The organism is Pseudomonas sp. GW821-FHT02H06 (assembly GCF_059421525.1).
On sequence record NZ_JBWKVD010000002.1, the window covers coordinates 598,569 to 624,369 of the forward strand.

Annotated in this window: 15 protein-coding genes; 3 read left to right on the plus strand and 12 right to left on the minus strand. The window is 62.8% G+C overall.

The features are described 5' to 3' along the window. Positions 1 to 191 precede the first annotated feature (191 nt). From glgB to AC07VF_RS05845, 3 genes are read right to left on the minus strand one after another with little or no spacing between them, the layout of a single operon-like run. Positions 192 to 2,441 (minus strand): 1,4-alpha-glucan branching protein GlgB, encoded by a 2,250-nt coding sequence (gene glgB / locus AC07VF_RS05835; RefSeq protein ID WP_495009296.1) that lies wholly within the window; start codon positions 2,439 to 2,441, stop codon positions 192 to 194. 2 nt (positions 2,442 to 2,443) lie between these two features. Next, positions 2,444 to 5,764: a maltose alpha-D-glucosyltransferase gene (gene treS / locus AC07VF_RS05840; protein WP_495009295.1), complete on the minus strand. Its 3,321-nt coding sequence runs from the start codon at positions 5,762 to 5,764 to the stop codon at positions 2,444 to 2,446. A 16-nt stretch (positions 5,765 to 5,780) separates the two neighbouring features. Further along, the gene (locus AC07VF_RS05845) at positions 5,781 to 7,817 is read right to left on the minus strand and encodes an alpha-1,4-glucan--maltose-1-phosphate maltosyltransferase (protein ID WP_282372510.1); all 2,037 of its coding nucleotides are present in this window, start codon (positions 7,815 to 7,817) and stop codon (positions 5,781 to 5,783) included. Positions 7,818 to 8,156: 339 nt separating this feature from the next. Between AC07VF_RS05845 and AC07VF_RS05850 the strand changes: the two genes are divergently transcribed. After that, positions 8,157 to 8,333, plus strand: coding sequence for a hypothetical protein (locus AC07VF_RS05850; RefSeq protein ID WP_163022162.1), 177 nt, complete (start codon positions 8,157 to 8,159; stop codon positions 8,331 to 8,333). Between the two features lie 161 nt (positions 8,334 to 8,494). Here AC07VF_RS05850 and AC07VF_RS05855 read toward each other — a convergent pair whose 3' ends face one another. Beyond that, positions 8,495 to 9,040: an MgtC/SapB family protein gene (locus tag AC07VF_RS05855; RefSeq protein ID WP_192173894.1), complete on the minus strand. Its 546-nt coding sequence runs from the start codon at positions 9,038 to 9,040 to the stop codon at positions 8,495 to 8,497. 232 nt (positions 9,041 to 9,272) lie between these two features. Between AC07VF_RS05855 and mapR the strand changes: the two genes are divergently transcribed. Then, a complete protein-coding gene (mapR, locus tag AC07VF_RS05860; RefSeq protein ID WP_495009294.1) occupies positions 9,273 to 10,709 on the plus strand; it encodes a GntR family transcriptional regulator MpaR in 1,437 nt (478 codons plus the stop codon). A 27-nt stretch (positions 10,710 to 10,736) separates the two neighbouring features. Here mapR and AC07VF_RS05865 read toward each other — a convergent pair whose 3' ends face one another. The 8 genes from AC07VF_RS05865 to AC07VF_RS05900 form a co-directional block, all read right to left on the minus strand. Further along, on the minus strand, positions 10,737 to 11,483 hold the full coding sequence (locus tag AC07VF_RS05865) for an SDR family oxidoreductase (protein WP_282372508.1): 747 nt from the start codon (positions 11,481 to 11,483) through the stop codon (positions 10,737 to 10,739). A 48-nt stretch (positions 11,484 to 11,531) separates the two neighbouring features. After that, the gene (locus tag AC07VF_RS05870; protein ID WP_495009293.1) at positions 11,532 to 13,622 is read right to left on the minus strand and encodes a putative bifunctional diguanylate cyclase/phosphodiesterase; all 2,091 of its coding nucleotides are present in this window, start codon (positions 13,620 to 13,622) and stop codon (positions 11,532 to 11,534) included. A 127-nt stretch (positions 13,623 to 13,749) separates the two neighbouring features. Then, the gene (locus AC07VF_RS05875; protein ID WP_495009368.1) at positions 13,750 to 15,228 is read right to left on the minus strand and encodes an efflux transporter outer membrane subunit; all 1,479 of its coding nucleotides are present in this window, start codon (positions 15,226 to 15,228) and stop codon (positions 13,750 to 13,752) included. 8 nt (positions 15,229 to 15,236) lie between these two features. Continuing rightward, complete coding sequence (locus tag AC07VF_RS05880; protein WP_346630386.1) at positions 15,237 to 18,344, minus strand: efflux RND transporter permease subunit; 3,108 nt, start codon at positions 18,342 to 18,344, stop codon at positions 15,237 to 15,239. A 112-nt stretch (positions 18,345 to 18,456) separates the two neighbouring features. Beyond that, entirely contained in the window at positions 18,457 to 21,552 is a 3,096-nt protein-coding gene (locus AC07VF_RS05885; RefSeq protein WP_495009292.1) for an MdtB/MuxB family multidrug efflux RND transporter permease subunit, read from the minus strand. After that, positions 21,549 to 22,865 (minus strand): MdtA/MuxA family multidrug efflux RND transporter periplasmic adaptor subunit, encoded by a 1,317-nt coding sequence (locus AC07VF_RS05890; protein ID WP_495009291.1) that lies wholly within the window; start codon positions 22,863 to 22,865, stop codon positions 21,549 to 21,551. Before AC07VF_RS05890 ends, AC07VF_RS05885 begins: the two co-directional genes overlap by 4 nt. Positions 22,866 to 23,078: 213 nt before the next feature. Continuing rightward, complete coding sequence (gene tpx, locus AC07VF_RS05895; RefSeq protein WP_192173901.1) at positions 23,079 to 23,579, minus strand: thiol peroxidase; 501 nt, start codon at positions 23,577 to 23,579, stop codon at positions 23,079 to 23,081. A gap of 87 nt (positions 23,580 to 23,666) precedes the next feature. Continuing rightward, positions 23,667 to 24,596 carry a LysR family transcriptional regulator gene (locus tag AC07VF_RS05900; protein ID WP_495009290.1) on the minus strand — a complete coding sequence of 310 codons (930 nt, stop codon included), beginning with the start codon at positions 24,594 to 24,596 and terminating at the stop codon, positions 23,667 to 23,669. Between the two features lie 126 nt (positions 24,597 to 24,722). Between AC07VF_RS05900 and AC07VF_RS05905 the strand changes: the two genes are divergently transcribed. Continuing rightward, complete coding sequence (locus AC07VF_RS05905) at positions 24,723 to 25,718, plus strand: aldo/keto reductase (RefSeq protein ID WP_495009289.1); 996 nt, start codon at positions 24,723 to 24,725, stop codon at positions 25,716 to 25,718. The last annotated feature ends 83 nt before the right edge of the window (positions 25,719 to 25,801 follow it).

Sequence of the window (25,801 nt, forward strand, 5' to 3'; positions counted from 1 at the left end):
AAGATGTCAGGTTCAGTGACGAGGGATGACATTCGTCCGGGAAAGGTCCCACAACCTTTGTCGGCAGGGCAGAAACGACTGTGGGAGCGAGCCCGCTGGCGAATGCTTCATCAGGCGATCAGGTCGACTGATAGAACGCTATTCGCGAGCACGCCCGCTCCCACAGGTTCACAACAGTGTGGCGGAGGAAATCAACCCTCCTGCTGCAGCTGCTCCACGGTCGGCTTGAGGATCACCACACCCAGCGGTGGCAGGTTCAAGGGCAGCGAGAACGCCTGGCCATGGCTCTTGATGTCGTCGGTGCGCACGCCACCGCCGTTGCCGAAGTTGGAACCGGCATAGATCCCCGCGTCGCTGTTGAACAGCTCGGCCCACTTGCCGCTGAACGGCACGCCGACACGATAGCCTTCGCGCGGCACCGGTGTCAGGTTGGCGACCACCAGCAACGGCTCGCCCTCCTTGCTCCAGCGCAGGTAGGCATAGACGCTGTTACCGGCGTCGTCACCGATTACCCACTGGAAACCCTGTGGCTGGCAGTCCTGCTCGTACAACGCCTTTTCCGTCCGGTACAGGCGGTTCAGGTCGCTGACCAGCGAGTGCACGCCCTTGTGCTCGGCGTACTGCAGGAAATGCCAGTCCAGTTCGGTGTCGTGGTTCCACTCGCGCCACTGGGCAAACTCGCAGCCCATGAACAGCAGCTTCTTGCCCGGGTGGGTCCACATGAACGACAGGTACGCGCGCAGGTTGGCGAATTTCTGCCAGCGGTCGCCAGGCATCTTGTCGATCAAGGAATGCTTGCCGTGCACCACTTCATCGTGGGAAATCGGCAGCACGAACCGCTCGGACCAGGCATAGACCAGGCCAAAACTCAGCTGAGAATGGTGATGCTGGCGATGGATCGGGTCCTGCTCGATGTACTTGAGCGTGTCGTGCATCCAGCCCATGTTCCACTTGTACGAAAAGCCCAGACCGCCCTGTTGGGTGGGCTGCGAAACGCCCGGCCACGACGTCGATTCCTCGGCAATGACCAACGCGCCCGGCGCTTCGATCGCGACCACGTCGTTAAGGTGGCGCAGGAAGTCGATGGCCTCCAGGTTTTCGCGGCCGCCGTAACGGTTCGGGACCCATTCGCCGGCGTTGCGGGAATAGTCGCGATACAGCATTGACGCCACCGCATCGACGCGCAACGCATCGACGTGGAAGTTCTTCAGCCAATGGATGCCGGAGGCAATCATGAAACCGTGGACTTCAGTGCGCCCCAGGTTGTAGATCAGGGTGTTCCAGTCCTGATGGAAACCTTCATGGGGGTTGGCGTATTCGTACAGTGCAGTCCCGTCGAATTGAGCCAGACCGTGTGCATCCGTCGGGAAGTGCGCCGGCACCCAATCAAGAATTACGCCGATGTCGTTACGGTGGCAGGCATCAACGAAGGCGGCGAAGTCTTCCGGTGTGCCGTAGCGCGCGCTCGGTGCGAACTGCGACAGCACCTGATAACCCCATGAGCCGCCAAACGGGTGTTCCATGATCGGCATCAATTCGATGTGGGTGAAACCCAGGTCCTTGATGTAAGGAATCAGGTTTTCAGCCAGCTCGCGCCAGTCGTACGGGCGATCCGGCTCGTCATCGCCGCCGTGGTGCCACTGCCACGAGCCGGCGTGCAGCTCGTAGATCGACAGCGGCTGATGAATGTCGTGCTTTTCGCCCCGGGACTGCATCCAGTCCTGGTCCTGCCACTCGAACGTCAGCGGTGCAGCGACTTTCGACGCGGTTGCCGGCGGCAGCTGGGTGGCCAGGGCCATCGGGTCAGCTTTCAGCGGCAGAACGCCGTGCTGGCCGAGGATTTCGTACTTGTACGCTTCGCCCGGGCCGATGCGCGGGATGAAAATTTCCCACACGCCGGTCGGATGACGCAGGCGCATCGGGTGACGACGGCCATCCCAGCTGTTGAAATCGCCCACCACGGACACTCGGCGGGCATTCGGTGCCCATACCGAGAAACGCACGCCGTCGACGCCATCAACATTCTTGACCTGTGCGCCCAGAGCGCTGCTCAGGTCGCGGTGGTTGCCCTCGGCGAAGAGGTACAAGTCCATTTCGCCCAACTGCTCGCCGAAGCTATAAGGGTCTTCGGTGATTTGCTCGCCAGTGGCCCACGAGATTTTCAGCAGATAGGGTTCGCGAACCGCAAAGTGACCGGCAAAGAAGCCCGGTTTGTCGGACATGCTCAGCTCGCCGAGGTCACGTTCGCCGTCGCGCGAGAGCACGCGCACGGCCAGGGCATTGGGCAGATAGGCGCGGATCACCTGGCCTTCAGCGCCATCGCTGTGGGGGCCGAGCATCGAGAACGGGTCGCGGTGCTCCGCGCGGATCAGCGCGTCCAGGTCGACGGCGCTGGGCAATATTGCGTGGTTGCCGTTACCGAATTGGTCAGAGGCACTCATTTTCATTCTCCATCAGACAGGTCGAGAAGCCCGCGCAAGCCTTGAAGCGGAACCGACAACCATGTCGGCCGATTCTCAGCCTCGTAGGCCACTTCATAAGCGGCTTTTTCCAGGGTGAACAGCGCCAGCGCGGCCGTTTCACCCTTGGCATCTTTCCAGTCGTGACCCACTTCGACGGTGGCCTTGCGGTAGCCGTCGAGGAAGGCCTCGCGCGCCTGCTTCAAATACGTCTCGGCCACTTGCTGGCGGGCGGTTTCAGCCTGCACCGACGTGTCGGCACTTTGCGCGTTGCGCAGGGCCATCGCCGCAGCGTAGTCGAACGAGCGCAGCACGCCGCTGACATCTTTGAACGGGCTGTATTTGGCCCGACGTTCCTGCAGCGGACGCGCCGGCTCGCCTTCGAAGTCGATCAGGTAGGCATCGCCCTTCACCACCAGCATCTGGCCGAGGTGCAGGTCGCCGTGCACGCGCATTCTCAGGCCGCCGACTGACTGCTTCGCCAGGGTTTTGACCTGGGCCAGCAGCGCTTTGCGTTTGCCCAGCAGTTCAGTGATGAGCTGCTGATCCTGGGCCTCGAGGGAGTCGCGGTGCTGTTCAAGCAGCTGCAAGGCGCGCTCGATCTGCGCCGAAACGCTCTTCGCCGAGGCCTCGCTGTCCTTGACGCTGGTGACTTCGGTCTTGAAGTCCGGGTTATCCGTCGGAGCGCCGAGGATCACGTGCATCTCGCCCAGACGCTGACCCAACAGGCCGGCGAAGTCTTTCAGTTCGATCAGCGCGTTGGCTTGCTGCTCCAGCGCCGACTGACCGTGGGCCATGTGATCACGCACGGCGCGTTCGAGGTTGTTCTGCGTCCATTCCCACGCATCGCCCTGATTGCTCAGGTAACCCTGGGCGATCATCAGCAGGTTTTTCTCGCCCTGCCCGTCGACGCGCACGACTGCGCCCAACAGCGGCGAGATGTGCGGGTAGCCGGCTTCGGTGAGGTACGCGCCCATTTCCAGCTCAGGGTGAGTACCGGCCGCGACACGGCGAATCATTTTCAGCACCAGCTTTTTGCCGACCACCACCGAGCTATTGGACTGCTCGGCCGAGAGGTAACGCACCTCGGCGTCCTCGTTCAGGCCCAGCGGCGCCAGTTGCGACGTGCTCTGGAACTGCAGCTCACCGTCCGGCGTCGCCAGCACGGTGTTGTCCTGCATGCCTTTGATGACGTTGCGAATGAACGGCTCGAGGGTGAATGCATCGGTGATCAAGCCGACCTGACGACCACGACGCACGCGGGACAGGGCCAACTGTTGCGGCAAGGCGCTGCTGATGTCGTCTTCCGGCAACAGGCCGAACGGCAACTGGTAGCGCACGGTTTCGCCACCGGAGGTGACTTCGATTTCGCTCAGCAACGCCGGCCGCACCGTGGAGCCGAAGCGCACGGCGTAGGCGATGTGGATGCTGTCGATCGCCGTGCCTTTGCCGGCGAACCAGCGGCGTTTCGGCAGATAGACCGACAGCGACTGCTGCTCCATGGTCTGGCGCAGGGGTTCTTCGAGCAATTCTTCCAGGCGCTGCTTGAGCACCAGGGTCGGGAAGTCCGGCATGCTCTGGGCCGGTTCAACGTGCCAGCTGGGCATTTGATTCTCCGCGGCCAGCAAGAACCAGTAGAAGCCGTAAGGCGGCAACGTCAGCAGGTAATTGAGCTGGCCAATAGGTGGAAAGGCGCTGCCACCGAGCATCTCGACCGGAACGGTCCCGGCGTACGGCGCCAGTTCAAGCTCGGCGGCCTGGGAGGCGGCCGAGACGTTGGCAACGCAAAGGATGATTTCGGTCTTGCCGTCCGGCCCGGTGTACTCGCGGGTATAGGCCAGGATGCGGCGGTTGCTCGGCGAGAGCATTTTCAGGGTGCCGCGGCCGAAGGCTTTCTGCTGCCTGCGCACGGCGAGCATGCGCCGGGTCCAGTTCAGCAGCGAGTGCGGGTCGTGATCCTGCGCTTCGACGTTGACCGACTGATAACCGTACAGCGGGTCCATGATCGGTGGCAGCACCAGGCTCGCCGGGTTGGCGCGGGAAAAGCCGCCGTTACGGTCGATGGACCACTGCATCGGCGTGCGCACACCGTCGCGGTCGCCGAGGTAGATATTGTCGCCCATGCCGATTTCGTCGCCGTAGTACAGGGTCGGCGTGCCGGGCATGGACAGCAACATGCTGTTGAGCAGTTCAACGCGACGGCGGTCACGTTCCAGCAACGGCGCCAGCCGACGACGAATGCCCAGGTTGATTCGCGCGCGACGGTCCGAGGCGTAGTAATTCCACAGATAATCACGCTCGCGGTCGGTGACCATTTCCAGCGTCAGTTCATCGTGGTTGCGCAGGAAGATCGCCCACTGGCAGTTCTCCGGGATTTCCGGTGTCTGGCGCAGGATGTCGGTGATCGGGAAACGGTCTTCCTGAGCCACCGCCATGTACATGCGCGGCATCAGCGGGAAGTGGAACGCCATGTGGCATTCGTCGCCGTCCTTGCCCTTGCGATCGCCGAAGTACAGCTGGGTGTCTTCCGGCCACTGGTTGGCCTCGGCCAGCAACATGCGGTCGGGGTAGTTGGCGTCGATTTCGGCACGGATCTGCTTGAGGACCTGATGGGTCTCCGGCAGGTTTTCGTTGTTGGTGCCGTCACGCTCGATCAGGTACGGAATCGCGTCTAGACGCAGGCCGTCGATGCCCATGTCCAGCCAGTAGCGCATGACCTCGATCACCGCCTTCATGACCTGCGGGTTGTCGAAGTTCAGGTCCGGCTGGTGGGAATAGAAACGGTGCCAAAAGTACTGCTCGGCCACCGGATCCCAGGTCCAGTTGGACTTCTCGGTGTCGAGAAAGATAATCCGGGTGCCGTCGTACTTCTGCGGGTCATCGGACCAAACGTAGAAATCCCGCGCCTTGGAGCCCTTCTTGGCATGCCGCGCCCGCTGGAACCACGCGTGCTGGTCAGAGGTGTGGTTGATGACCAGCTCGGTGATCACCCGCAGGCCACGGTTGTGCGCCTCGGCGATGAACTTCTTCGCATCGGCCATGGTGCCGTAGTCGCTGTGCACGCCCCGGTACTCGGAGATGTCATAGCCATCGTCGCGGCGTGGCGACGGGTAGAACGGCAGCAGCCAGATGGTGTTGACGCCCAGCTGGGCAATGTAGTCGAGCTTGGCGATCAGGCCGGGGAAGTCACCGATGCCATCGTCGTTGGAATCGAAAAACGACTTCACGTGGACCTGGTAGATCACCGCATCCTTGTACCAGAGCGGGTCTTCGATAAAGGCAGCGTTGCGGGGTTTCTTTGCCATGACCACATCCTTTGAATTATTGGTTTGTGGCTTTGATGCGCCAGATACCGAACGGCTGGTACGAAGGGTCCAGGCGCATGAACTGGTACTTGCCATACCAGGTCCAGGAATGCCCGGTCATCAAGTCTTCGCCCAGGGTGGCGGCATCGTCCGGCAGGCCCATTTCCCACAGCGGCAGCTCGAACGTCGCTTCCTGCACGTTGCGCGGATCGAGGTTCACGGCGACCAGAATGAAATTGCTGCCATCCGCCGTGCGCTTGCCGAAGTACAGGATGTTGTCGTTGTACGCGGCGTAGATCTTCAGACCCAGGTGCGTCTGCAGCGCCGGGTTCTGGCGGCGAATGCGGTTGAGCTGGGCGATCTCGGCAATGATATTGCCAGGCGCGGTGAAATCGCGGGGACGGATCTCATACTTCTCCGAGTCCAGGTATTCCTCTTTGCCCGGTACCGGCGCCGATTCACACAGCTCGAAGCCCGAATACATGCCCCACAAACCCGACCCCATGGTCGCCAGCGCCGCACGGATGAGGAAGCCCGGACGACCCGAGTCATGCAGGAACGGCGGGTTGATGTCCGGCGTGTTGACGAAGAAATTCGGGCGGTAGCACTCGCGCCATGGCGACTCGTTGAGCTGAGTGAAGTACTCGCTCAACTCGGCCTTGGTGTTGCGCCAAGTGAAATAGGTGTAGCTCTGGGAATAACCGACCTTGCCCAGGCGCGCCATCATCGCCGGCTTGGTGAAGGCCTCGGCGAGGAACATGACTTCAGGGTGCTTGCTGCGGACGTCGGCAATCATCCACTGCCAGAACGGCAGCGGCTTGGTGTGCGGGTTGTCGACGCGGAAGATCTTCACGCCCTCCTTCACCCAGCCGAGGATCACGTCACGCAGCTCGGTCCACAGGCCCGGAATCGCGTCCGGCGCATAGAAATCGACGTTGACGATGTCCTGGTATTTCTTCGGCGGGTTTTCCGCGTAACGGATGGTGCCGTCCGGACGCCACGAGAACCAGCCCGGGTGTTCCTTGAGCCACAGGTGGTCCTGGGAGCACTGGATGGCGAAATCGAGGGCGATTTCCAGGCCATGCTCGGCTGCCGCGGCGACCAGCTCGCGGAAGTCCTCGCGGGTACCCAGTTGCGGGTGGATAGCGTCGTGGCCTCCGTCCTCGCTGCCGATGGCGTACGGGCTGCCCACATCATCGGGCCCTGCGGTGAGGGAGTTGTTCGGGCCTTTGCGGTGAGCGCGACCGATCGGGTGGATCGGCGGGAAGTACAGAACGTCGAAGCCCATGTCGCGGATCATCGGCAGGCGCGAGTGGACGTCCTTGAAGGTGCCGTGACGCTTTTTGTCGTCGGTGATCGAACGTGGGAACAGTTCGTACCAGCTGGCGAACTGGGCCAGCTCACGTTCGACGTCCAGCGGAAATTCCAGGCTGCGGCTCAAGAACGCATGGTTGTCGGCCTTGGCCATGACGCTGGCGGCGTCACTGCTCAGCAGCAGCGCCACCTTGGCCTCGTTTTCGGTCGCCTCGCCGAAGCGCGTGATCAACGTGTCGAGTTGCCCACGTACTTCCAGCTTGCTGCGCTCGGCGGCGTGCACCAGGTGCAGGCGCCCTTCTTCCAGCTCCAAATCGATGGTCACGCCGGCGGCGTATTTCTTTTCCAGCTCGTAGCGGTAGCTGCCGAACTGATCGATCCAGGCTTCAAGGCGATAGACATAGCGGGTGAAGGTCGGCGGGGTGAATTCGCCGATCCAGCTGTCATTGCCCAGCTCGCGCATGGGCACCGATTGCCATTCTTCGTCGTCGATGGCCCGGTAGACGATACGTACGGCCATCTTGTCGTGGCCGTCCGCGTAGATTTTGCTGGTGACCGTGACCGGCTGACCGACAACGGCCTTGGCCGCCAGCTGACCGTTATCGATCACCGGCTGGGTGTCCTCGATCACGATCCGCGGCAGCTGCAAGGCTTGGGTCAGGGGGATAGGGTGGATAGAGTGGAGAACATCGTTGGCCAGGGAATCCGGGCCGTACGGCTGATCAGCAGTATCATTCATCGAGCATCACTCCTCACGCCCAGGGACGCCCACCGTGGGGCGCCCATTGCTTCAGCGTCTTTGTCCATAACATAAGAGAGAGCCACGGGATCAACGCATCCGGACGTGGCGGCATAGGTTCCGAACGCCAGCCTCGGGCAAAAGTTCAAACAGCTTGCATGACGTTTGATCAAGTCACCCCAGGGATAATGGCAGGCCGGGGGCTCCGGCGTAACGGGGTATCCAGGCGGATTAAGTGAATCATTGCCAGGGCGCTGCGGTCGACATGTGTGCGTGCTGACGGGTGTGCTGCAACGTCACCTGACACGCCCTCTCGACGAACCCAAGGAAGCGAAGACCATGAGCATTCCCGTTCCCGCAGAAACGCCCGATCCGAACATCGACGACCCCGAGCTGCCGGTGCCCAAGCCCGAGGAGCCACCTTCCCCGCTGATGCCTCCGGTGATCGAACCGCCGGTGGGTGACCCGCCAAGCGGCGAGCCCCCGGCGATTCTGGATGACACGTTTCCTGAGTGATTCCTTGACCCAACGCGGTGTTGTGGGACCGGCTTTAGCCGGGAAGCTTCTAGATGGCTAGCCGCAATGTTGAGGGTGCGCCAACTGGCTTCTTCCCGGCTAAAGCCGGTCCCACTATTAATCGAGCGTCACACCCTCAATACCCCTGAATAACCGCCGGACTAAGGCTCCTGTGCATCGCCACCCGTCCTGCGGGCAGGGTCGTGTGCACGTTCTTCCGCCGACTCAACCCGCCTGACGATCATCGGCATCAGGCTAAAGATGCCCAGTGCCAGCACCGTACTCAAGACTGCCGTCATCTCCCTGCCCATCCCGGCCGCGATACCAATGGCCGCGGTCATCCACAAACCGGCCGCCGTGGTCAGGCCTTTCACCTGAGTGGCATTGAGCGCATCACCCTTGAGGATGGTCCCTGCGCCGAGAAAGCCGATCCCCGCCACAATGCCCTGCACCACCCGGCTCAAAGCAGCGTCGTCGGCACCGGCCATGCGCGGCACCAGCACAAACAGCGCGGCCCCCATGCACACCAGCATGTGCGTTCGAACCCCGGCCGCCTTGCCCTTGTGTTCCCGCTCGAAACCCAGAATCCCGCCCAGCAGCGCCGCGATGACCAGGCGTATGGTCACGCGGGTGATCTGCCCGGCATCGGTGATATCAGAGAACTCGGCCTGCAGTGTGTCCACCACTTCTTCCCACCAGGCATTCATCAGCGCATTCCCTTCGGTTAACGTCAGTGCGGTATGGACCGCAGCGCGGGGCGAGAGTGCGGGAGGTGGATACCGAAGAGGTACGCCTGATCCGGTGGTTGTCAGCCGATCTGCATCTGTACTAATCCGCAGACCGAGGGCATATTCCGGTCCTGCAGCCGGGTCCTCCGCCCTGCCCCAGTCGCTTGTGTATGGCGGCTGCACCCCAGAAGCCACTCAGCACGAGTCCGCCATGAAGCGCTATGAAAAGTTTGCCGACGACATTGCCGAGCTGATCCGGTCCGGTGTGCTGGCTGCAGGGCAACGGGTGCCTTCGGTGCGTTACGCCAGCCAGACCCACGGCATCAGCCCGTCTACGGTGTTCCAGGCGTACTACTTGCTGGAACGTCGAGGCCTGATCCGGGCACGCCCGCGCTCCGGCTACTTCGTCAACGACAGTGTCCGCCTGCAGGGTCTGGGCGGTGAGGTTTCAGAACACGATGCGCGCCCGCCGCCACAGGTTAGCGAGTCCACCGAAGTCGACGTCAGCGATCTGGTGTTCTCGGTTCTCGAATCCATCAAGGACCCGAACACCGTGCCCTTCGGCTCCGCCTTCCCCAGCGCCGGGCTGTTCCCGTTGCAGCGCCTGGCCCGCTCCCTCGCCAGCGCCACCCGCGATATGGACCCGCGCATGGTGGTCAGCGACCTGTCGCCCGGCAATCCTGCGCTGCGCCGGCAAATCGCGCTGCGGTACATGGTCGCCGGGCAAATGCTGCCCATGGACGAGCTGCTGATCACCAACGGCGCCCTCGAAGCGCTGAATCTGTGCCTGCAAGCGGTGACCGAGCCCGGCGATCTGGTGGCCATCGAGGCGCCGGCGTTCTACGCCTGCCTGCAAGTGCTCGAACGGCTGAAGCTCAAGGCGGTGGAAATTCCGGTGCACCCGCAACAAGGCATTGACCTGGCGGTGCTTGAACAGGCGCTCGAGCGCTACCCGATCAGAGCCTGCTGGAGCATGACCAGTTTTCAGAATCCCACCGGCGCGACGGTGCCTGAAGCGCGCAAACGGGAACTGGTGGAATTGCTGCGCAAGCACGAGGTGCCGCTGATCGAGGATGACGTCTACGCCGAGTTGTATTACGGCCAGCACGCGCCGAAGCCGGCGAAGGCGTTTGACACTGAAGGGCTGGTGCTGCATTGCGGCTCCTTCGCCAAGAGCCTGGCGCCCGGTTATCGGGTGGGTTGGGTGGCTGCCGGGCGTTACGCGCAGAAGGTCGAGCGGCTGAAAATCATGACCTCGCTGTGCGCCTCGATGCCGGCCCAGGCTGCCATCGCCGATTACCTGCAACATGGCGGTTACGACCGCCACCTGCGCAAGCTGCGCCACAGCCTGGAAGATCAGCAGCGCGCGATGCTTGGCGCCATCGCCCGGTACTTTCCGGCGCAGACCCGCGTCAGCCAGCCCACCGGCGGGTACTTCCTGTGGGTTGAGCTGCCGGAACAAATCGATTCACTGAAAGTGTTCCAGGCCGCCCTCGCCCAGGGCATCAGCATCGCCCCCGGCCCGATGTTCTCGCCAACGCGGCGATTCAAGCCCTTCATCCGCCTGAACTACGGCAGCCCGTGGGGTGAGACGACTGAACGGGCGATGGAGACGCTGGGGAAAATCATTCGCTCGATGATGGGTTAGCCGGCCTTGGATATGGCTGCAGAGCCGTCAGCGCCCGCCGCCCAGATCAATGAACGACCCCGTCGAATACGAGGCCTTGTCGGACAGCAGCCACAGGATCGCTTCCGCCACTTCATCGGCCAGTCCGCCACGGCCCATGGGGATGGTCGGTTCCAGCTTGCTGACGCGATGGGGGTCACCGCTCAGGGCGTGGAAGTCGGTGAAGATGTAACCGGGACGCACGGCATTGACCCGCACGCCCTCGCCCGCCACTTCCTTGGCGAGCCCGACGGTGAAGGTGTCCAGCGCGCCTTTGGATGCCGCGTAGTCGACGTACTCACCGGGTGATCCGAGCCGTGCGGCGACGGACGACACATTGACGATGCTGCCACCGCGCCCGCCGTGGCGGGGCAACATGCGCAGCAGTGCGTGCTTGCTGCACAGCATCGGCCCGACCACGTTGCTCATCATGATCTTCAGCAGCCGAAACTCCGACATGGTGTCCAGCCGCGACGCCTCGCCTACCGTACCGGCGTTGTTGACCAGCGCGGTGATCCGCCCCATCTCCGAATCGATCCGCGCAAACAGACGAATGATCTCGTCTTCGTTGCTGACATCGGCCTGCACCGCGATGGCATGACCGCCCGTCTCGCGAATCTGCCCGCACAGCCGCTCGGCGGAGGCGTGATCGGACAGATAGTTGATGCACACGCGATAACCCTGCGCTGCTGCCAGAACCGCCGTGGCGGCGCCGATACCCCGGGAGCCGCCGGTGATGAGGAGATTTTTATCCATAAATGTTCCCGTTCGATCAATGCGTGGAGGTGGGGTGGGCATTAACACTCAATCCGTGATTTCGCTGACACGACGCCGCGCGGCTTCGATGTCTGCCATGAACCGCTCGGCCGGCAGCGGATAACCCAGCAGGTAACCCTGCAGCGAGTCGCAGCCCAGGCGCGTGAGGAATTTCTGCTGGCTGGCGGTCTCGACACCCTCGGCGACGATGCGCAGGTTCAGCGCCTGGCCCAGCGCGACGATGGCCGACACAATGGCCGCGTCGTCGCTGTCGTGCTCCAGATCGCGGACGAAACCGCGGTCGATCTTCAATTCGTTGGCCGGCAGGCGTTTGAGGTACATCAGGCTGGAATAGCCGGTGCCGAAGTCGTCGATGGACAGGTCGACGTGCATGTCCGAGAGCTTCTGCAGCACGGTCATGCTCGCATCGGCGTCGCTCATGGCAGTGGTTTCGGTGATTTCCAGGGTCAGGCAGTTGGCCGGCAGACCGTGGGTGGCCAGCGCGTCCGCGACGGTCTCGACCAGCCCGACATGGCTGAACTGCAACGCCGACAGGTTCACCGCAATGCGCCAGTGTGTAAAGCCGCTGTCGTACCAGCGCTTCATCTGCCGGCAGGCCTCGTGCAGCACCCACTCGCCAATGGGGATGATCAGGCCGGTTTTTTCGGCAAGGCCAATGAATTTGTCCGGCATCAGCAACCCGAGCTGCGGGTGATTCCAGCGCACCAGCGCTTCGGCGCCGATGGGCTCCTGGGTACCGGCGGAGAATTTCGGCTGGTAATGCAGGCAGAACTGCCCTTTACGCAGCGCAAGGCGCAGGTCCTGCAACAGCTGCAGCTGATTGCGCGCGTTGGTGTTCATCGACGCATCGAAAAAGCTGTAACCGTTCTTGCCGGCGTTCTTGGCGTGGTACATGGCGGCGTCGGCGTTCATCAGCAGTTCCTGCTGAGTGCGGCCGTTCCCAGGATACAGGCTGATGCCGATGCTCACCGTCACCTGCAGATCATGTTCCTGCACGCTGAACGGCTGGCTCACCAGGGAAACCTGACGCGAGGCCACGCTGACCGCCTCTTCGCCATCGTCGAGCTCGACCAGCAGCACGAACTCGTCGCCGCCGATGCGCGCCAGGGTGTCGTGGCGATGGAAGTTTTCCCGCATGCGCACAGCCACCGCGCGCAACAGTTGATCGCCGACGTGGTGACCGAACGCGTCGTTCACCGGTTTGAAGCCGTCCAGATCCAGAAACATCAGGGCGAACATGCCGCCCTGGGCGTCGACCTTGCGCATGGCCTGATCGATGCGATCCGCCAGCAGGATGCGGTTGGGCAGTCCGGTGAGGTTGTCGTGCAGGGCCAGTTGGGTCAGCTCGCGGTTGGCTTCCTTGAGCGACGCCGACAATTGGGCGGTGCGCGCCGCCATGCGCGCATCAAGCACCGACGTCAGCAAGGTAATGCCCAGCACCGTCAGACTGGTGATCAATACCAGCTTGTCCAGACCGTCGGTGTGCAAGCCGGTGGGCAGCGCACCACAGAAACTGCCGACCGGGAAATTGGCGGCGGTCATTGCGGTGTAGTGCATACCGAGGATGGCAAAGCCCATGACCACCGCAGCGCCGCCCCGGGCCAGGCGCACATAGGGGGTTTCCTTGCGCAGCCGCACGGCGATGCTCAGCGCGGCGGCGGATGCAGTGACGGCAATCACCAACGACAGGCCGAACAAGCCGGGGTCGTAGTCGATGCCCGGCTGCATGCGCATCGCCGCCATGCCGGTGTAATGCATGGCGCTGCTGCCCAGGCCCATGACGAAGGCCCCAAGCACGATGTTCGACAGCGGTACGCGGTCGTGACTGACCAGCCACAGCGCGAAACCCGAAGAAAAGATGGTGATCAGCAGCGAGAGGAGTGTCAGCGGGATGTCGTACGCCAGCGGGATCGGCAGCATGAACGCCAGCATGCCGATGAAATGCATGGACCAAACGCCGACACCCATGGACAGCGCGCCGCCGCACACCCACAACATCCTTGCCCGACCGCTGGCCGAAGCAATGCGCCCGGCCAGATCAAGGGTCGTGTAAGACGCGAGAATCGCAACCAGAACTGAAATCAAAACCAGCGAATAGGTGTAATGGCCGATCAACATGGGCTGGCCCTTGGCTCAACGGAGTGCGGCCTTTCAGCCCTGATCAATTCGGCGGCGATTGTACCGAAATTCCCGTAAAAGTCCCGTCACTCCGTCGCAAAGATGGCACATAGCTATTTAGCTGGAATCAACGGTCGGGCACATCTGCGCCGGGTGTCAGTCCGGTCGCGGCGTCCCAGCCGCCACCCAATGCCGCAATCAACTGGGCGCTGGCGACCAACCGGCTTTCCAGCACGTTCAGCACGCTGCGTTCGTTGCTCAGCGCGGTGGTCTGCACGTTGACCACGTCCAGGTAGCCAATCAGCCCGGCCTTGTACTGGTTGTTGGTCAGACGCAGAGAATCACGCGCCGATTGCAGCGCCTCGTCGCGCACCCCGGCTTCCTCCTCATAGACGCGCAGCTGGGCCATGTAGTCCTCGACTTCCTTGAAGCCGTCGAGCACGGTCTGGCGGTACTGGGCGACGGTCTGGTCGTAGACCGCTTCGGTGCGGTCTACTTCGGCAGCGCGCTGACCGCCGTCGAACAGGGTCATCGCCAGTTGCGGGCCCACCGACCAGAAGCGATTAGGCAGGGAAATCCAGTTGCTGACGGTGCTGCTGCTGTAACCGCCGCTCATGCTCAGGGTCAGGTCCGGGTAATAGGCGGCCTTGGCCACGCCGATATTGGCGTTGGCGGTCATGACCGAACGCTCGGCGGCGGCAATATCAGGGCGGCGTTCAAGCAACTGTGACGGCAGCTGCGCCGGGATCTGCGGTACCGCCGGAATCGAGGTGGTCGCCGCGAGGCTGAAATCCGCTGGCGCCTGGCCCATCAGCACGGCGATCGCGTTCTCGAACTGGGCACGCTGCCATTGCAGGTCGATCAGGTCGGCCTGGGTGCTCTTGAGCTGCGTCTGTGCCTGGGCGGTGGCGTCGCGGCCGGAAATCCCGGCGCGGTACTGGTTCTGGGTCATGGTCAGCGAGCGCTGATAGGCGTCAACGGTCGCTTCGAGCAAGCGCTTCTGCTCGTCGATCACCCGCAGTTGCAGATAGCTCTGCACCAGTTGCGATTGCAGGCTCAGGCGCATCGACGCCAGATCGGCGAGGCTCGCCTGGGCGCTGGCCTTGTCGGCCTCCAGGCCGCGGCGCAGTTTGCCCCACACGTCGGCTTCCCAACTGACGCCCAGCTGCGCGTTGTAGGTGTCACGAATGCCACTGCTGGAACTGCTCAGGCTCGAACTGCTGCTGCCGGTGCCCTGGCTCGAGCGGTTCTTGCTGGTGGTCAGGTCCAGCGTCGGGAAGAACGCGCCCCGCGCACTGCGCACCAGAGCGGCGGCCTGCCGGTATTGGGCCTCGTACTGCGCCACGGTCTGGTTGGACGTGTTGAGTTTCTCCACCAGCGCGTTGAGCTGGGCGTCGCCGTAGATTTCCCACCACGCGCCGCGGGCCATCGCATCACTCGGGTTGGCCTGGGTCCAGCCTTCGGCCTGCTTGAAGTGCGCCGGGGTCGGCATGTCCGGCGTTTTGTAATCCGGGCCGACGGCACAGGCACTGAGCAGCAGCGCGCACAAGGCGACGCCGAACGTCTTGGGAAACGGCAACGTCCGCTGTGGGCCAGGGGCTTTCATCGAGTCGTTCATAGCGGAGTGTCCAGGGCAGCATCCGTCTGCACCCCGCGCCACGTGTTGAAACGATGGCGCAGACGGTCGAGATAAAGGTAAACCACGGGCGTGGTGTACAGCGTGAGGATCTGGCTGAGGATCAGGCCGCCGATGATGGTCAGGCCCAGCGGCCGGCGCATTTCCGCGCCTTCGGCACTGCTCAGCAGTAACGGCACGGCGCCGAGAATTGCCGCCAGCGTGGTCATCAGAATCGGCCGCAGACGCTGCAGGCAGGCATTGCGAATCGACTCCACCGGGGTCATGCCGCCTTGGCGTTCGAGCTGCAAGGCGAGGTCGATCATCAGGATCGCGTTCTTCTTCACCACGCCGATCAGCAGGAACAGCCCCAACAACGAGATCAGGCTGAATTGCCCGCCGGTGAGGTAGATGCTCAGCAGCGCGCCGACCCCGGCCGATGGCAGGGTCGAGAGGATGGTCAGCGGGTGAATGTAGCTTTCGTAGAGAATGCCCAGCACCAGATACACCGCCACCAACGCGCCGAGAATCATCCACGGCTGGCTCTTCTGGGTGGCGGCAAAGGCGTCGGAGGTCCCGGCCATCTTGGCGATCACGTCCTCGGGCAGGCCCACCGCGGCGACGGCGCGCTCGATGGCGGCGTTGGCCTGGTCGAGGGTAACGCCATCGGCCAGGTCGAATGAGATGTTTTCCGAAGCGAACTGGCCGTCGTGGCTGACCCGGTCGTCTTCCAGGCTGCGCTCGTAACGGGCGATGGTCGACAGCGGCACCCGTGCACCATCGGCCGTGATCACCTGGACCTGCTCCAGGGTGGTCGGGTCGAGGGCGTATTTCGGGTTGACCTCCATGACCACCTGATACTGGTTCAGCGGGTCATAGATGGTCGACACCTGGCGCTGGCTGTAGGCGTTGTTCAGCACCGTGGTGACCATGTTCATGTCGATGCCCAGACGCTTGGCCGCATCGCGGTCGACGATCAGCGTCACCTGCTGGGTGCCGCCGCCGTCGTTGGCGTCGATGGCGGTCAATTCCTTGAGCGACTTGAGGGCGGCGACGATCTTCGGGTACCACAGGCGCAGGGTTTCCAGGTCGCCACTTTGCAGGATGTACTGGTATTGGGAGGTGGTCTGCTCGCGGCCGCCGCCCAGCTGCAGGTCCTGATCGGGCTGCAGGAATAGGCGCCCGCCCGGCACCAGCGGCATTTCCTTGCGCAATCGCTCAACCACTTCCATGGCGCCGATGTTGCGCTCCTTGATCGGCTTCAGGCGCACGATGATGAACGCGTTGCCGGTGCCGCCGTTGCCGCCGATGAAGCCCGCGACGCTCTCCACGGCCGGGTCCTTGAGGATCGCCGAGCGGAACGTGTCCATCTTCGGCTGCATCACCGAGAACGACAGGCCGTCGTCGCCGCGCACGAAACCCATCAGCTGGCCGGTGTCCTGCTGCGGCAGAAAGGTCTTTGGCACCACGACGTACAAAGCGATGTTGCCGACGATGGTCAACAGCAGCGTCAGCAGGGTCAGGCGCCGATGACGCAGCACCCAGCGCAGGCTGCGGTCGTAGCCGGCGACCATGCGGTCGTTGACCCGCTGGCTCCAGCGCTGCAAGCGATTTTCCGTGCCCGGCACGTGGGGCTTGAGCCAGCGCGCGCAGAGCATCGGCGTCAGGGTCAGCGACACCACCAGCGAAACGACGATGGACACCGACAAGGTGATGGAAAACTCGCGGAACAGGCTCTCCACCAGCCCGCCCATGAACAGGATCGAAACAAACACCGCCACCAGTGAGACGTTCATCGACAGCAGGGTGAAGCCCACCTCCTTGGCGCCCAGGTACGCCGCTTCCATGGGCGGCACGCCTTGGTCGATGTGCCGGGAGATGTTTTCCAGCACCACGATGGCATCGTCGACCACCAGCCCGGTGGCGAGAATCAGGGCCATCAGCGACAGGTTGTTCAGCGAGAAACCGTACAGGTACATGATCGCGAAGGTGCCGACCAGCGACACCGGCACCGCGAGGGTCGGGATCAGCGAGGCGCGGAAATTCCCCAGGAACAGGAACACCACCAGAATCACCAGCACCACGGCAATCAGCAGCGTCATTTCCGCTTCGTGGAGCGTGGCCTTGATCACCGGCGAGCGGTCCATGGCCAGGTCAAGCTTGACGCTGGCCGGGAGCACCGCCTGCAACGCCGGCAACTGGGCCTTGATCGCCGCCACGGTTTCGATGATGTTGGCGCCGGCCTGGCGGTTGATCACCAGCAGCACCGCGGCTTTGTCATTGAAGAAGCCGCTGTTGTAGCGGTCTTCCACCGAGTCCTTGACCTTGGCCACATCCTTGAGACGCAACGCCGCGCCGTTGGCGTAATGGATGATCAGCGATTCGTAATCCTTGGCCTTCTCCAGCTGGTCGTTGGCCTGCACCTGCCAGTTGTGCTCGCTGTTCTCCACCGAGCCTTTCGGGCGCCGCACGTTGGAATTGGAGATGGTCGTGCGCACTTCATCCAGCGACACGCCGTACTGGGACAGCAATTTTGGCTCCAGCTCAACGCGCACGGCAGGCAGCGAACTGCCGCCGATCTGCACCTCGCCGACGCCGTTCACCTGGGACAGGCTCTGGGACAGGATCGTCGACGCCATGTCGTACAGCTCGCCCTTCTCCAGCACGTCGGAGGTCAGTGAGAGGACCATGATCGGCGCCTGGGACGGGTTGACCTTCTTGTAGGTCGGCATGCTGCGCATCCCGCTGGGCAGCAGGTTGCGTGCGGCGTTGATGGCCGCCTGCACTTCCCGCGCAGCACCGTTGATGTCGCGGTCCATGTCGAACTGCAGAATGATCCGCGTCGAGCCCTGACTCGAACGGCTGCTCATGGTGTTAACCCCGGCAATCACCCCGAGGGAGCGCTCCAGCGGCGTCGCCACGCTGGACGCCATGATTTCCGGACTGGCGCCGGGCAGCGAGGCGCTGACGACGATGACCGGAAAATCCATGTTCGGCAGCGGCGACACCGGCAGCAGACCGAAGCTCATCCCGCCCAGGAGCATGATCGCCAGGCTCAGGAGCATGGTCGCTACGGGGCGTTTGATGAAGGGCCCGGAGAGGTTCATGGGGGGGAGCTCCAGGCGGCAATCTTCAAGCGGCAAGTGAACGCACCAGCCCCGGCCTGCGCGGTGCTGCTTCTGGCTTGAGGCTTAAAGCCTGAAGCTTGCAGCTGGCCGGTCATACCGCCACCTCGGTTTTCTCGTTGCGCTGGAACCGGCGCCCCAGCCGATCGAAGTACAAATAGATGACCGGCGTGGTAAACAGCGTCAGGACCTGGCTGACCAGCAGCCCGCCGACCATCACCAGACCCAGGGGCTGACGCAGCTCGGCGCCGGAGCCCGAGGCAAACATCAGCGGGATGGCGCCGAACAGCGCGGCCAGGGTGGTCATGAGAATGGGGCGGAAGCGCAGGAGTGCCGCTTCGTAGATGGCGGTCTGCGGGTCGATGCCGCGGTTGCGTTCGGCGTCGAGGGCGAAGTCGATCATCATGATCGCGTTCTTCTTGACAATGCCGATCAGCAGGATGATGCCGATGATGGCAATCATGCCCAGGTCGTTGCCGCTGATGAGCAGCGCCAGCAGTGCACCGATGGCCGCCGACGGCAGGGTCGACAGAATGGTGATCGGGTGGATGTAGCTCTCATAGAGCACGCCCAGCACGATGTACATGGTGATCACCGCCGCCAGCACCAGCAGCAATGTGCTGGACAGCGACGCCTGAAACGCTTCGGCCGCGCCCTGGAATTCCGTCTGCACGCCGATCGGCATACCGATGTCTTTCTGCACCTGCTCGATGACTTCCACGGCCTTGCCCAGCGCGACACCGGGCGCCAGGTTGAACGACATCATCACCGCCGGAAACTGGCCGATATGGGCAATCGCCAGCTGCGCCTGCCGTTGTTCGATCCGGGCCAGACTGGACAGCTTGACCTGCCCGCCGTCGGTGGTCTTGACGTGAATCTGCTCCAGCGCTTCGGGTCCCAGTTCACTGCGCGAATCCGCCTGCAGCACCACGCGGTACTGGCTGGCCTGGGTGTAGATGGTGGAAATCTGCCGCTGGCCGAACGCGTCGTACAGCGCGTCAGTGATGTTGGCGACGGTCACGCCCAGCCGACTGGCGGCATCGCGATCGATGTTGAGGAAGACCTGCAAACCCTTGTCCTGCAAGTCGCTGGCGACATCGGTCAGTTCCGGGCGCTGCACCAGCGCCTCCACCAGTTTGCCGCTCCACAGATTGAGCAGATCGGCGTCCGGCGAGGACATGCTGAACTGGTACTGGGTGCGACTGACCCGGTCTTCGATGGTCAGGTCCTGCACCGGCTGCATGAACAGGCGAATGTCGGACAGCTGATCAACCTCGGGCTGCAAGCGCTGGATCACCTCGGACGCGGTGACATCCCGCTCGCCGTGGGACTTGAGGTTGATCAGCATGCGGCCGCTGTTGAGGGTCGCGTTGTCGCCGTCGACGCCGATGTAGGACGACAGACTGGCGACTGCCGGGTCCTTGAGGATGATTTTCGCCAGGGCCTGCTGGCGCTGACTCATGGAAGCGAACGACACCGATTGCGGCGCTTCGGAAATCCCCTGAATGACGCCGGTGTCCTGCACCGGGAAAAAGCCTTTGGGCACGGCCAGATACAGCAACACCGTAATCCCGAGGGTGGCGACGGCAACCAGCAGGGTCAGCGGCTGATGCTTGAGCACCCACTGCAACTTGCGCCCGTAGGCGGCCACCAGCCAGTCGATCCACGCGCCGCTGGCCCGGTAAAAACGGCCCTGCTCTTCTTCCTTCGGCTCACGCTTGAGCAAGCGCGCGCACATCATCGGCGTCAGGGTGAGTGACACCACCAGGGAAATCAGGATCGCCACCGCCAGGGTGATGGCGAATTCACGGAACAGGCGCCCGACCACATCGGCCATGAACAACAGCGGAATGAGCACGGCAATCAGCGAGATGGTCAGCGAGATCAGGGTGAAACCGATCTGCCGCGCGCCCTTGAGCGCGGCCTGCAACGGCGTCTCGCCCTCCTCCAGGTGCCGGGAAATGTTCTCCAGCATGACGATGGCATCGTCCACCACGAAACCGGTGGCAATGGTCATCGCCATCAGCGTGAGGTTGTTGACCGAGAAGCCGGCCAGGTACATCACGCCAAACGTACCGATCAGCGACAGCGGCACGGCCACCGAGGGAATGATCGTCGCGCTGAACCGCCGCAGGAATAGAAAGGTGACCAGCACCACCAGCACGATGGAAATCAGCAACTCGTGCTGCACGTCGCTGACCGAGGCACGGATGGTCTGCGTGCGGTCGGTGAGCACGGTGACTTCCAGTCCGGCGGGCAGGTTCTCGGTGATGCTGGGCAGCAGGGCCTTGATCCGATCGACCACGTCGATGACGTTGGCTCCCGGTTGACGTTGGATGTTCAGCAGCACGGCCTGGTTCTCATTGGCCCAGGCGGCGAGGCGATCGTTTTCAGCGCCGTCGACGATCTCGGCGACGTCCTTGAGCCGTAACGGGCCGCCGTTGTTGTACGCCAGAATCAGGTTGGCGTACTCCTCGGGGGACTTGAGCTGGTCATTGGCGTCGAGCATCGACACCCGCGTCGGGCCGTCGAAGTTACCCTTGGGCGTATTGACGTTGGAGGCGCTGACCAGCGTGCGCACGTCCGCCAGATTCAGGCCGTTGGCCGCCAGCGCGTCGGCATTGACCTTGATCCGCACCGCCTGACGCTGACCGCCGGCGATGGTGACCATGCCTACTCCACTGATCTGCGCGATCTTCTGCGCCATGCGCGTATCGACCAGATCGTTGAGTTTGGGCAGCAGCATTGTCTTCGAGGTGATTGCCAGGGTCAGCACCGGCGTGTCGGCCGGGTTGACCTTGTTGTACGTCGGCGGCGCCGGCAGGTCGTTCGGCAGCAGGTTGGTCGCACCGTTGATCGCCGCCTGCACTTCCTGCTCGGCCACGTCCATGTTGATCTCGAGGCTGAAACGCAGGGTGATGACCGAGGCGCCGCCCGAGCTGGTCGAGGCCATTTGCGTCAGGCCCGGCATCTGCCCGAACTGCCGTTCAAGGGGCGCGGTCACGGCACTGGTCATCACTTGCGGACTGGCGCCCGGGTACAGCGTCATCACCCGGATGGTCGGGTAATCCACCTGCGGCAATGCCGATACCGGCAGCAGCGTGTACGCGATCAGACCGGCCAGCACGATGGCGAGCATGCTCAGCGTGGTGGCGACCGGCCGGAGGATGAACAGCCGTGACAGGTTCATACGTCGCCTTTCTTCGCCGGCTCGGCACCCGCAGACTCACCGGGCTCCTTGGACGGCTTGCCCTGCAACTGCTGCCCCGGCGTGGCCGGTACGTCCTTGCTGTCGTTGACCACGTCCACGGCGCTGCCGTCTTTCAGGCGGTCGGTGCCCTCAAGCACCACGCGGTCACCGGCCACCAGACCTTCGGTGATGACTGTGGAGGTCTCGTCGCTGGCACCGGTTTTAAGCGGGCGGATGCGCACGGTCTTGTCGCCGTCCATCACGTACACGAAGGTGCCGTTAACCCCGAACTGAACCGCCGCCGAAGGCACCAGCACCACGTTTTTCAGCGTGTTGGCCAGCAGCCGCGCGTTGACGAACTGATTGGGAAACAGCGCTTCGTTGTCGTTATCGAAGCGCGCCTTGAATTTCAGCGTGCCGGTGGTGATGTCGATCTGGTTGTCGATGCTGGCGAGCACGCCCGTGGCCTGCAGCTTAAGGTCCCCGCGATCCCACGCTTCCACCGGGAGCTTGCCGCCGCTGCGATAACGGCTGAGTACTTCGGCGAGGTCTTTTTCCGGCAGCGTGAAGTTGACCGTGATCGGCTTGGTCTGGGTGATCACCACCAACGGGTTGGTGTCATTGGCCGCCACCAGATTGCCGACGTCCAGCTGGCGCAGGCCGATGCGGCCCGAAATCGGCGCACGAATCTGCGAGAACTCCAGGTTGAGTTTGGCGTCGCCCACCGCCGCCTGATTGGTCTTGATCGTGCCCTGATACTGGCCCACCAGGGATTCGGCAGTGTCCAGGGTTTGCTTGGCGATGCTGTCCTCTTTGTACAGGCCCCGATAACGCTGTACGTCGAGTTGAGCATTCTTGAGCAGCGCCTGATTCTGCATCAGCGTGCCTTCGGCCTGCTGCAGGGCGATCTGATAGCTGCGCGGGTCGATCACCGCCAGCAGATCGCCGGCCTTGACCTGTTGGCCTTCCTGGAAATTGATCTTCATCAATTCGCCCGCCACACGGCTGCGCACGTTGATCGTGTTCAGCGCCGTTACGGTACCGAGGGCTTTGTAATAGATGGGGAAATCACCGGTGGTCGCTGCTGCTACCCGCACCGGTACCGGAACGGTCGAGCCGCCGAACCCGGGCCGTTTGGCCACCGCCTTGCCGCCGCGGGTTGCGCTGGCCTGGGCCTGCTCGCCTTTCTGCGCCGTGGCGTTCGGTTGCGACGCGGATCCCGGCCAGAAGCGCCAGCACAGGCCGGCGACGATCAACAGAACCAACAGGCTTATCAGCCAGCGACGGGAATTACGGGGGGCAGACGATTGCATGAATAAATCAACCAGTGTGCGCGTGAGCGTCTTCGGGAGGCTGAACAATAAGCACAGAGAGCGGACAGGCAAAGGGCCTTTACCGGCAATTTACCTGGTGCTTACTTTGGATAAGGTGCTGATGTACCAATAAAAACGGCCTGATGGAGTCAGGCCGCTTGTATGTTGCGGGATGTTACCGCGCCCGCTGATGGCAATAAGCCGCTTGCGAGCTTACTTCAATACCGCCAGTGCTGCGTCGTAGTTCGGCTCCTGACCGATCTCCGGTACCAGCTCGCTGTGCAACACAACGTCGTTTTCGTCCAGCACGACCACGGCACGGGTAGTCAGCCCCACCATCGGCCCGTCGGCGATGGCAACGCCGTAGTCCTGCATGAACTGCGCGCCGCGCATGGTCGACAGGTTCTTCACGTTTTCCAGACCTTCGGCGCCGCAGAAACGTGCCTGGGCGAACGGCAGGTCGGCGGAGATGCACAGCACGACGGCGTTGTTCAGCTCGTTGGCCTGGGCGTTGAATTTGCGGATGGAAGTGGCGCAGGTCGGTGTGTCGACGCTCGGGAAAATGTTCAGCACCTTACGCTTGCCGGCGAAGGTTTCCAGCGTGGCGTCGGACAGATCGCCCGCTACCAGTTTGAAGGCCGGCGCCTTGCTGCCGACTTTCGGCAGTTCGCCGCTGATCTGTACCGGGGAGCCTCTACGAGTCACTTGTGGCATGAGCTGAGTCCTTGTTTGAGTGGCATGCGAAGGCGGAAGTTAACCATGAAAAACCGCGGCAACCTACCGCCAGAAACGATTTTGTTGTCAGGAAACGCGGTGCATTACCGGTTTGTCCATCAGCCCCGGACGCGAGCACACGTCCACCACCCAGTCGACGAATACCCTCACCCGCCGTGAGGTCTGCCGGTGTGCCGGGTACAGCGCGGTCAAAGGCAATAGTGGTTGTTCGACATCGCCCAGCACTTCGATCAGCTCGCCACGACGCAATAATTCGGCAACGTGGTAATACGGCGTCTGCACCAGTCCGTAACCCGCGCTGCACGCGGCGAGGTAGCCATCGGCGCTGTTGGTCGCCAGGGCTTTGGGCAGGTCCGGCGCCTGGGTCCGGCCGTCGATGACGAACTCCAGCCCGTAGCGCTTGTTGGTGGTCGAAGAAAAGTATTCGATGATCTGGTGATGCTGCAGATCGGCCAGTGATTGCGGTGTGCCCCTTCGCTGCAGATAGCTCGGACTGGCGCACACCACTTGGCGCATCTGAGCGAGCGGCCGGGCCACCAGTGAATGATCGAGGGGCTGGCCACCGCGAATCACGCAATCGTAGCCCTCCCGAATCAGGTCCACCGGGCGATCGTTCATGCCCACTTCCATTTCCAGCCGGGGGTAACGTTCGGTGAGCTCCGGCAACAGCGGCATGATGATCAGCCGACCGATGCCAGACGGCATGTCGACGCGCAGCACCCCTTCCGGGTCTTTGGCCACCGAGGAGAACACCGATTCGGCGGCTTCCAGCGCGTTCAGCACATTCACGCAGCGGTGGTAATAGGCCTGACCGTCCGGCGTTGGCGTCACCTGTCGCGTGGTGCGCATCAACAATTGCACGCCCAGTTCCGCCTCCAGTTGCTTGATCAGAATGGTCACCGAGGCGCGCGGCATGTGCAGGCTGTCGGCGGCTTTGGCGAAACCGCCCAGCTCGACGATGCGCGTGAAGGCTCGCATCGCATTGAATTTATCCATGGCTCATCACATGTCCGCTGAGGGATTGTTTAGAAATAACCAATAGTGAAACCACTTTTAGCCGGTTTATCCCGACGCTGTCGAGGCGCAAGAATGGCGGTCCTCTTGATCGACAAGGCATTCATCATGCAAACGCGTCAACTTGGCAAAAACGGACCACAGCTCTCGGCCCTGGGCTTGGGCTGCATGGGCATGACCGACTTTTACACCACCGGCGGCAATCCCGATGAAGCCATCGCCACCCTTCACCGGGCGCTTGAGCTGGGCGTCACCCTGCTCGACACCGCCGACATGTACGGCCCCCACACCAACGAAGAACTGTTGGGCAAAGCGCTGGCGGGCAAGCGGGATCAAGCGTTCATCGCCAGCAAGTTCGGCATCGTCCGTACACCGGGCGACGCCGGCGCGCGCGGGGTGAATGGCAGCCCCGAGTACATCCGCGCCGCGATCGATGGCACGTTGCAGCGGCTGAAAATCGACACGCTAGATCTGTATTACCAGCACCGCATCGATCCGGGCGTGGCAATCGAAGAGTCCGTTGGCGCCATGGCTGAGCTGGTCAAAGCCGGCAAGGTGCGCTTTCTCGGCTTGAGCGAAGCGTCGGCCAGCACCCTCGAACGCGCTCACAAGGTTCACCCCATTGCCGCCTTGCAGACCGAATACTCCCTGTGGAGCCGCGATCCGGAAGAAAACGGCGTGCTGGACACTTGCCGCCGTCTGGGTATCGCGTTTGTCCCGTACAGCCCGTTGGGCCGAGGTTTTCTGACGGGCGCCCTTAAAAGCCCGGACGACTTCGCCGCCGATGACTACCGCCGCAGCAGCCCGAGGTTTCAGGGCGAAAACTTCGCCAAAAACCTGCTGCTGGTGCAGAAGGTCGAGCAACTGGCGGCAGAAAAAGGCATCACTGCCGGCCAGCTGGCGTTGGCCTGGGTGCTCGCCCAGGGCACTGACGTGATTCCGATTCCTGGCACCAAGCAGCGCAAATACCTGGAGGAGAACGTCGCTGCGCTGGACGTGACACTCAGTGCAGCGGAATTGCAGGCGTTGAAAGACCTGTTCCCGGTTAACGCGGTCGCAGGCGGCCGTTATCCGGACGCGGCGATGAAACTGGTCAATGGCTGAGGCGGGTTGTTCGGCAGCCGCTCATCCTTTGCGGTGTAATGCGTTAGACCGGCTTGTTGGCGGCTGCACTCCGCCGCTGGCAA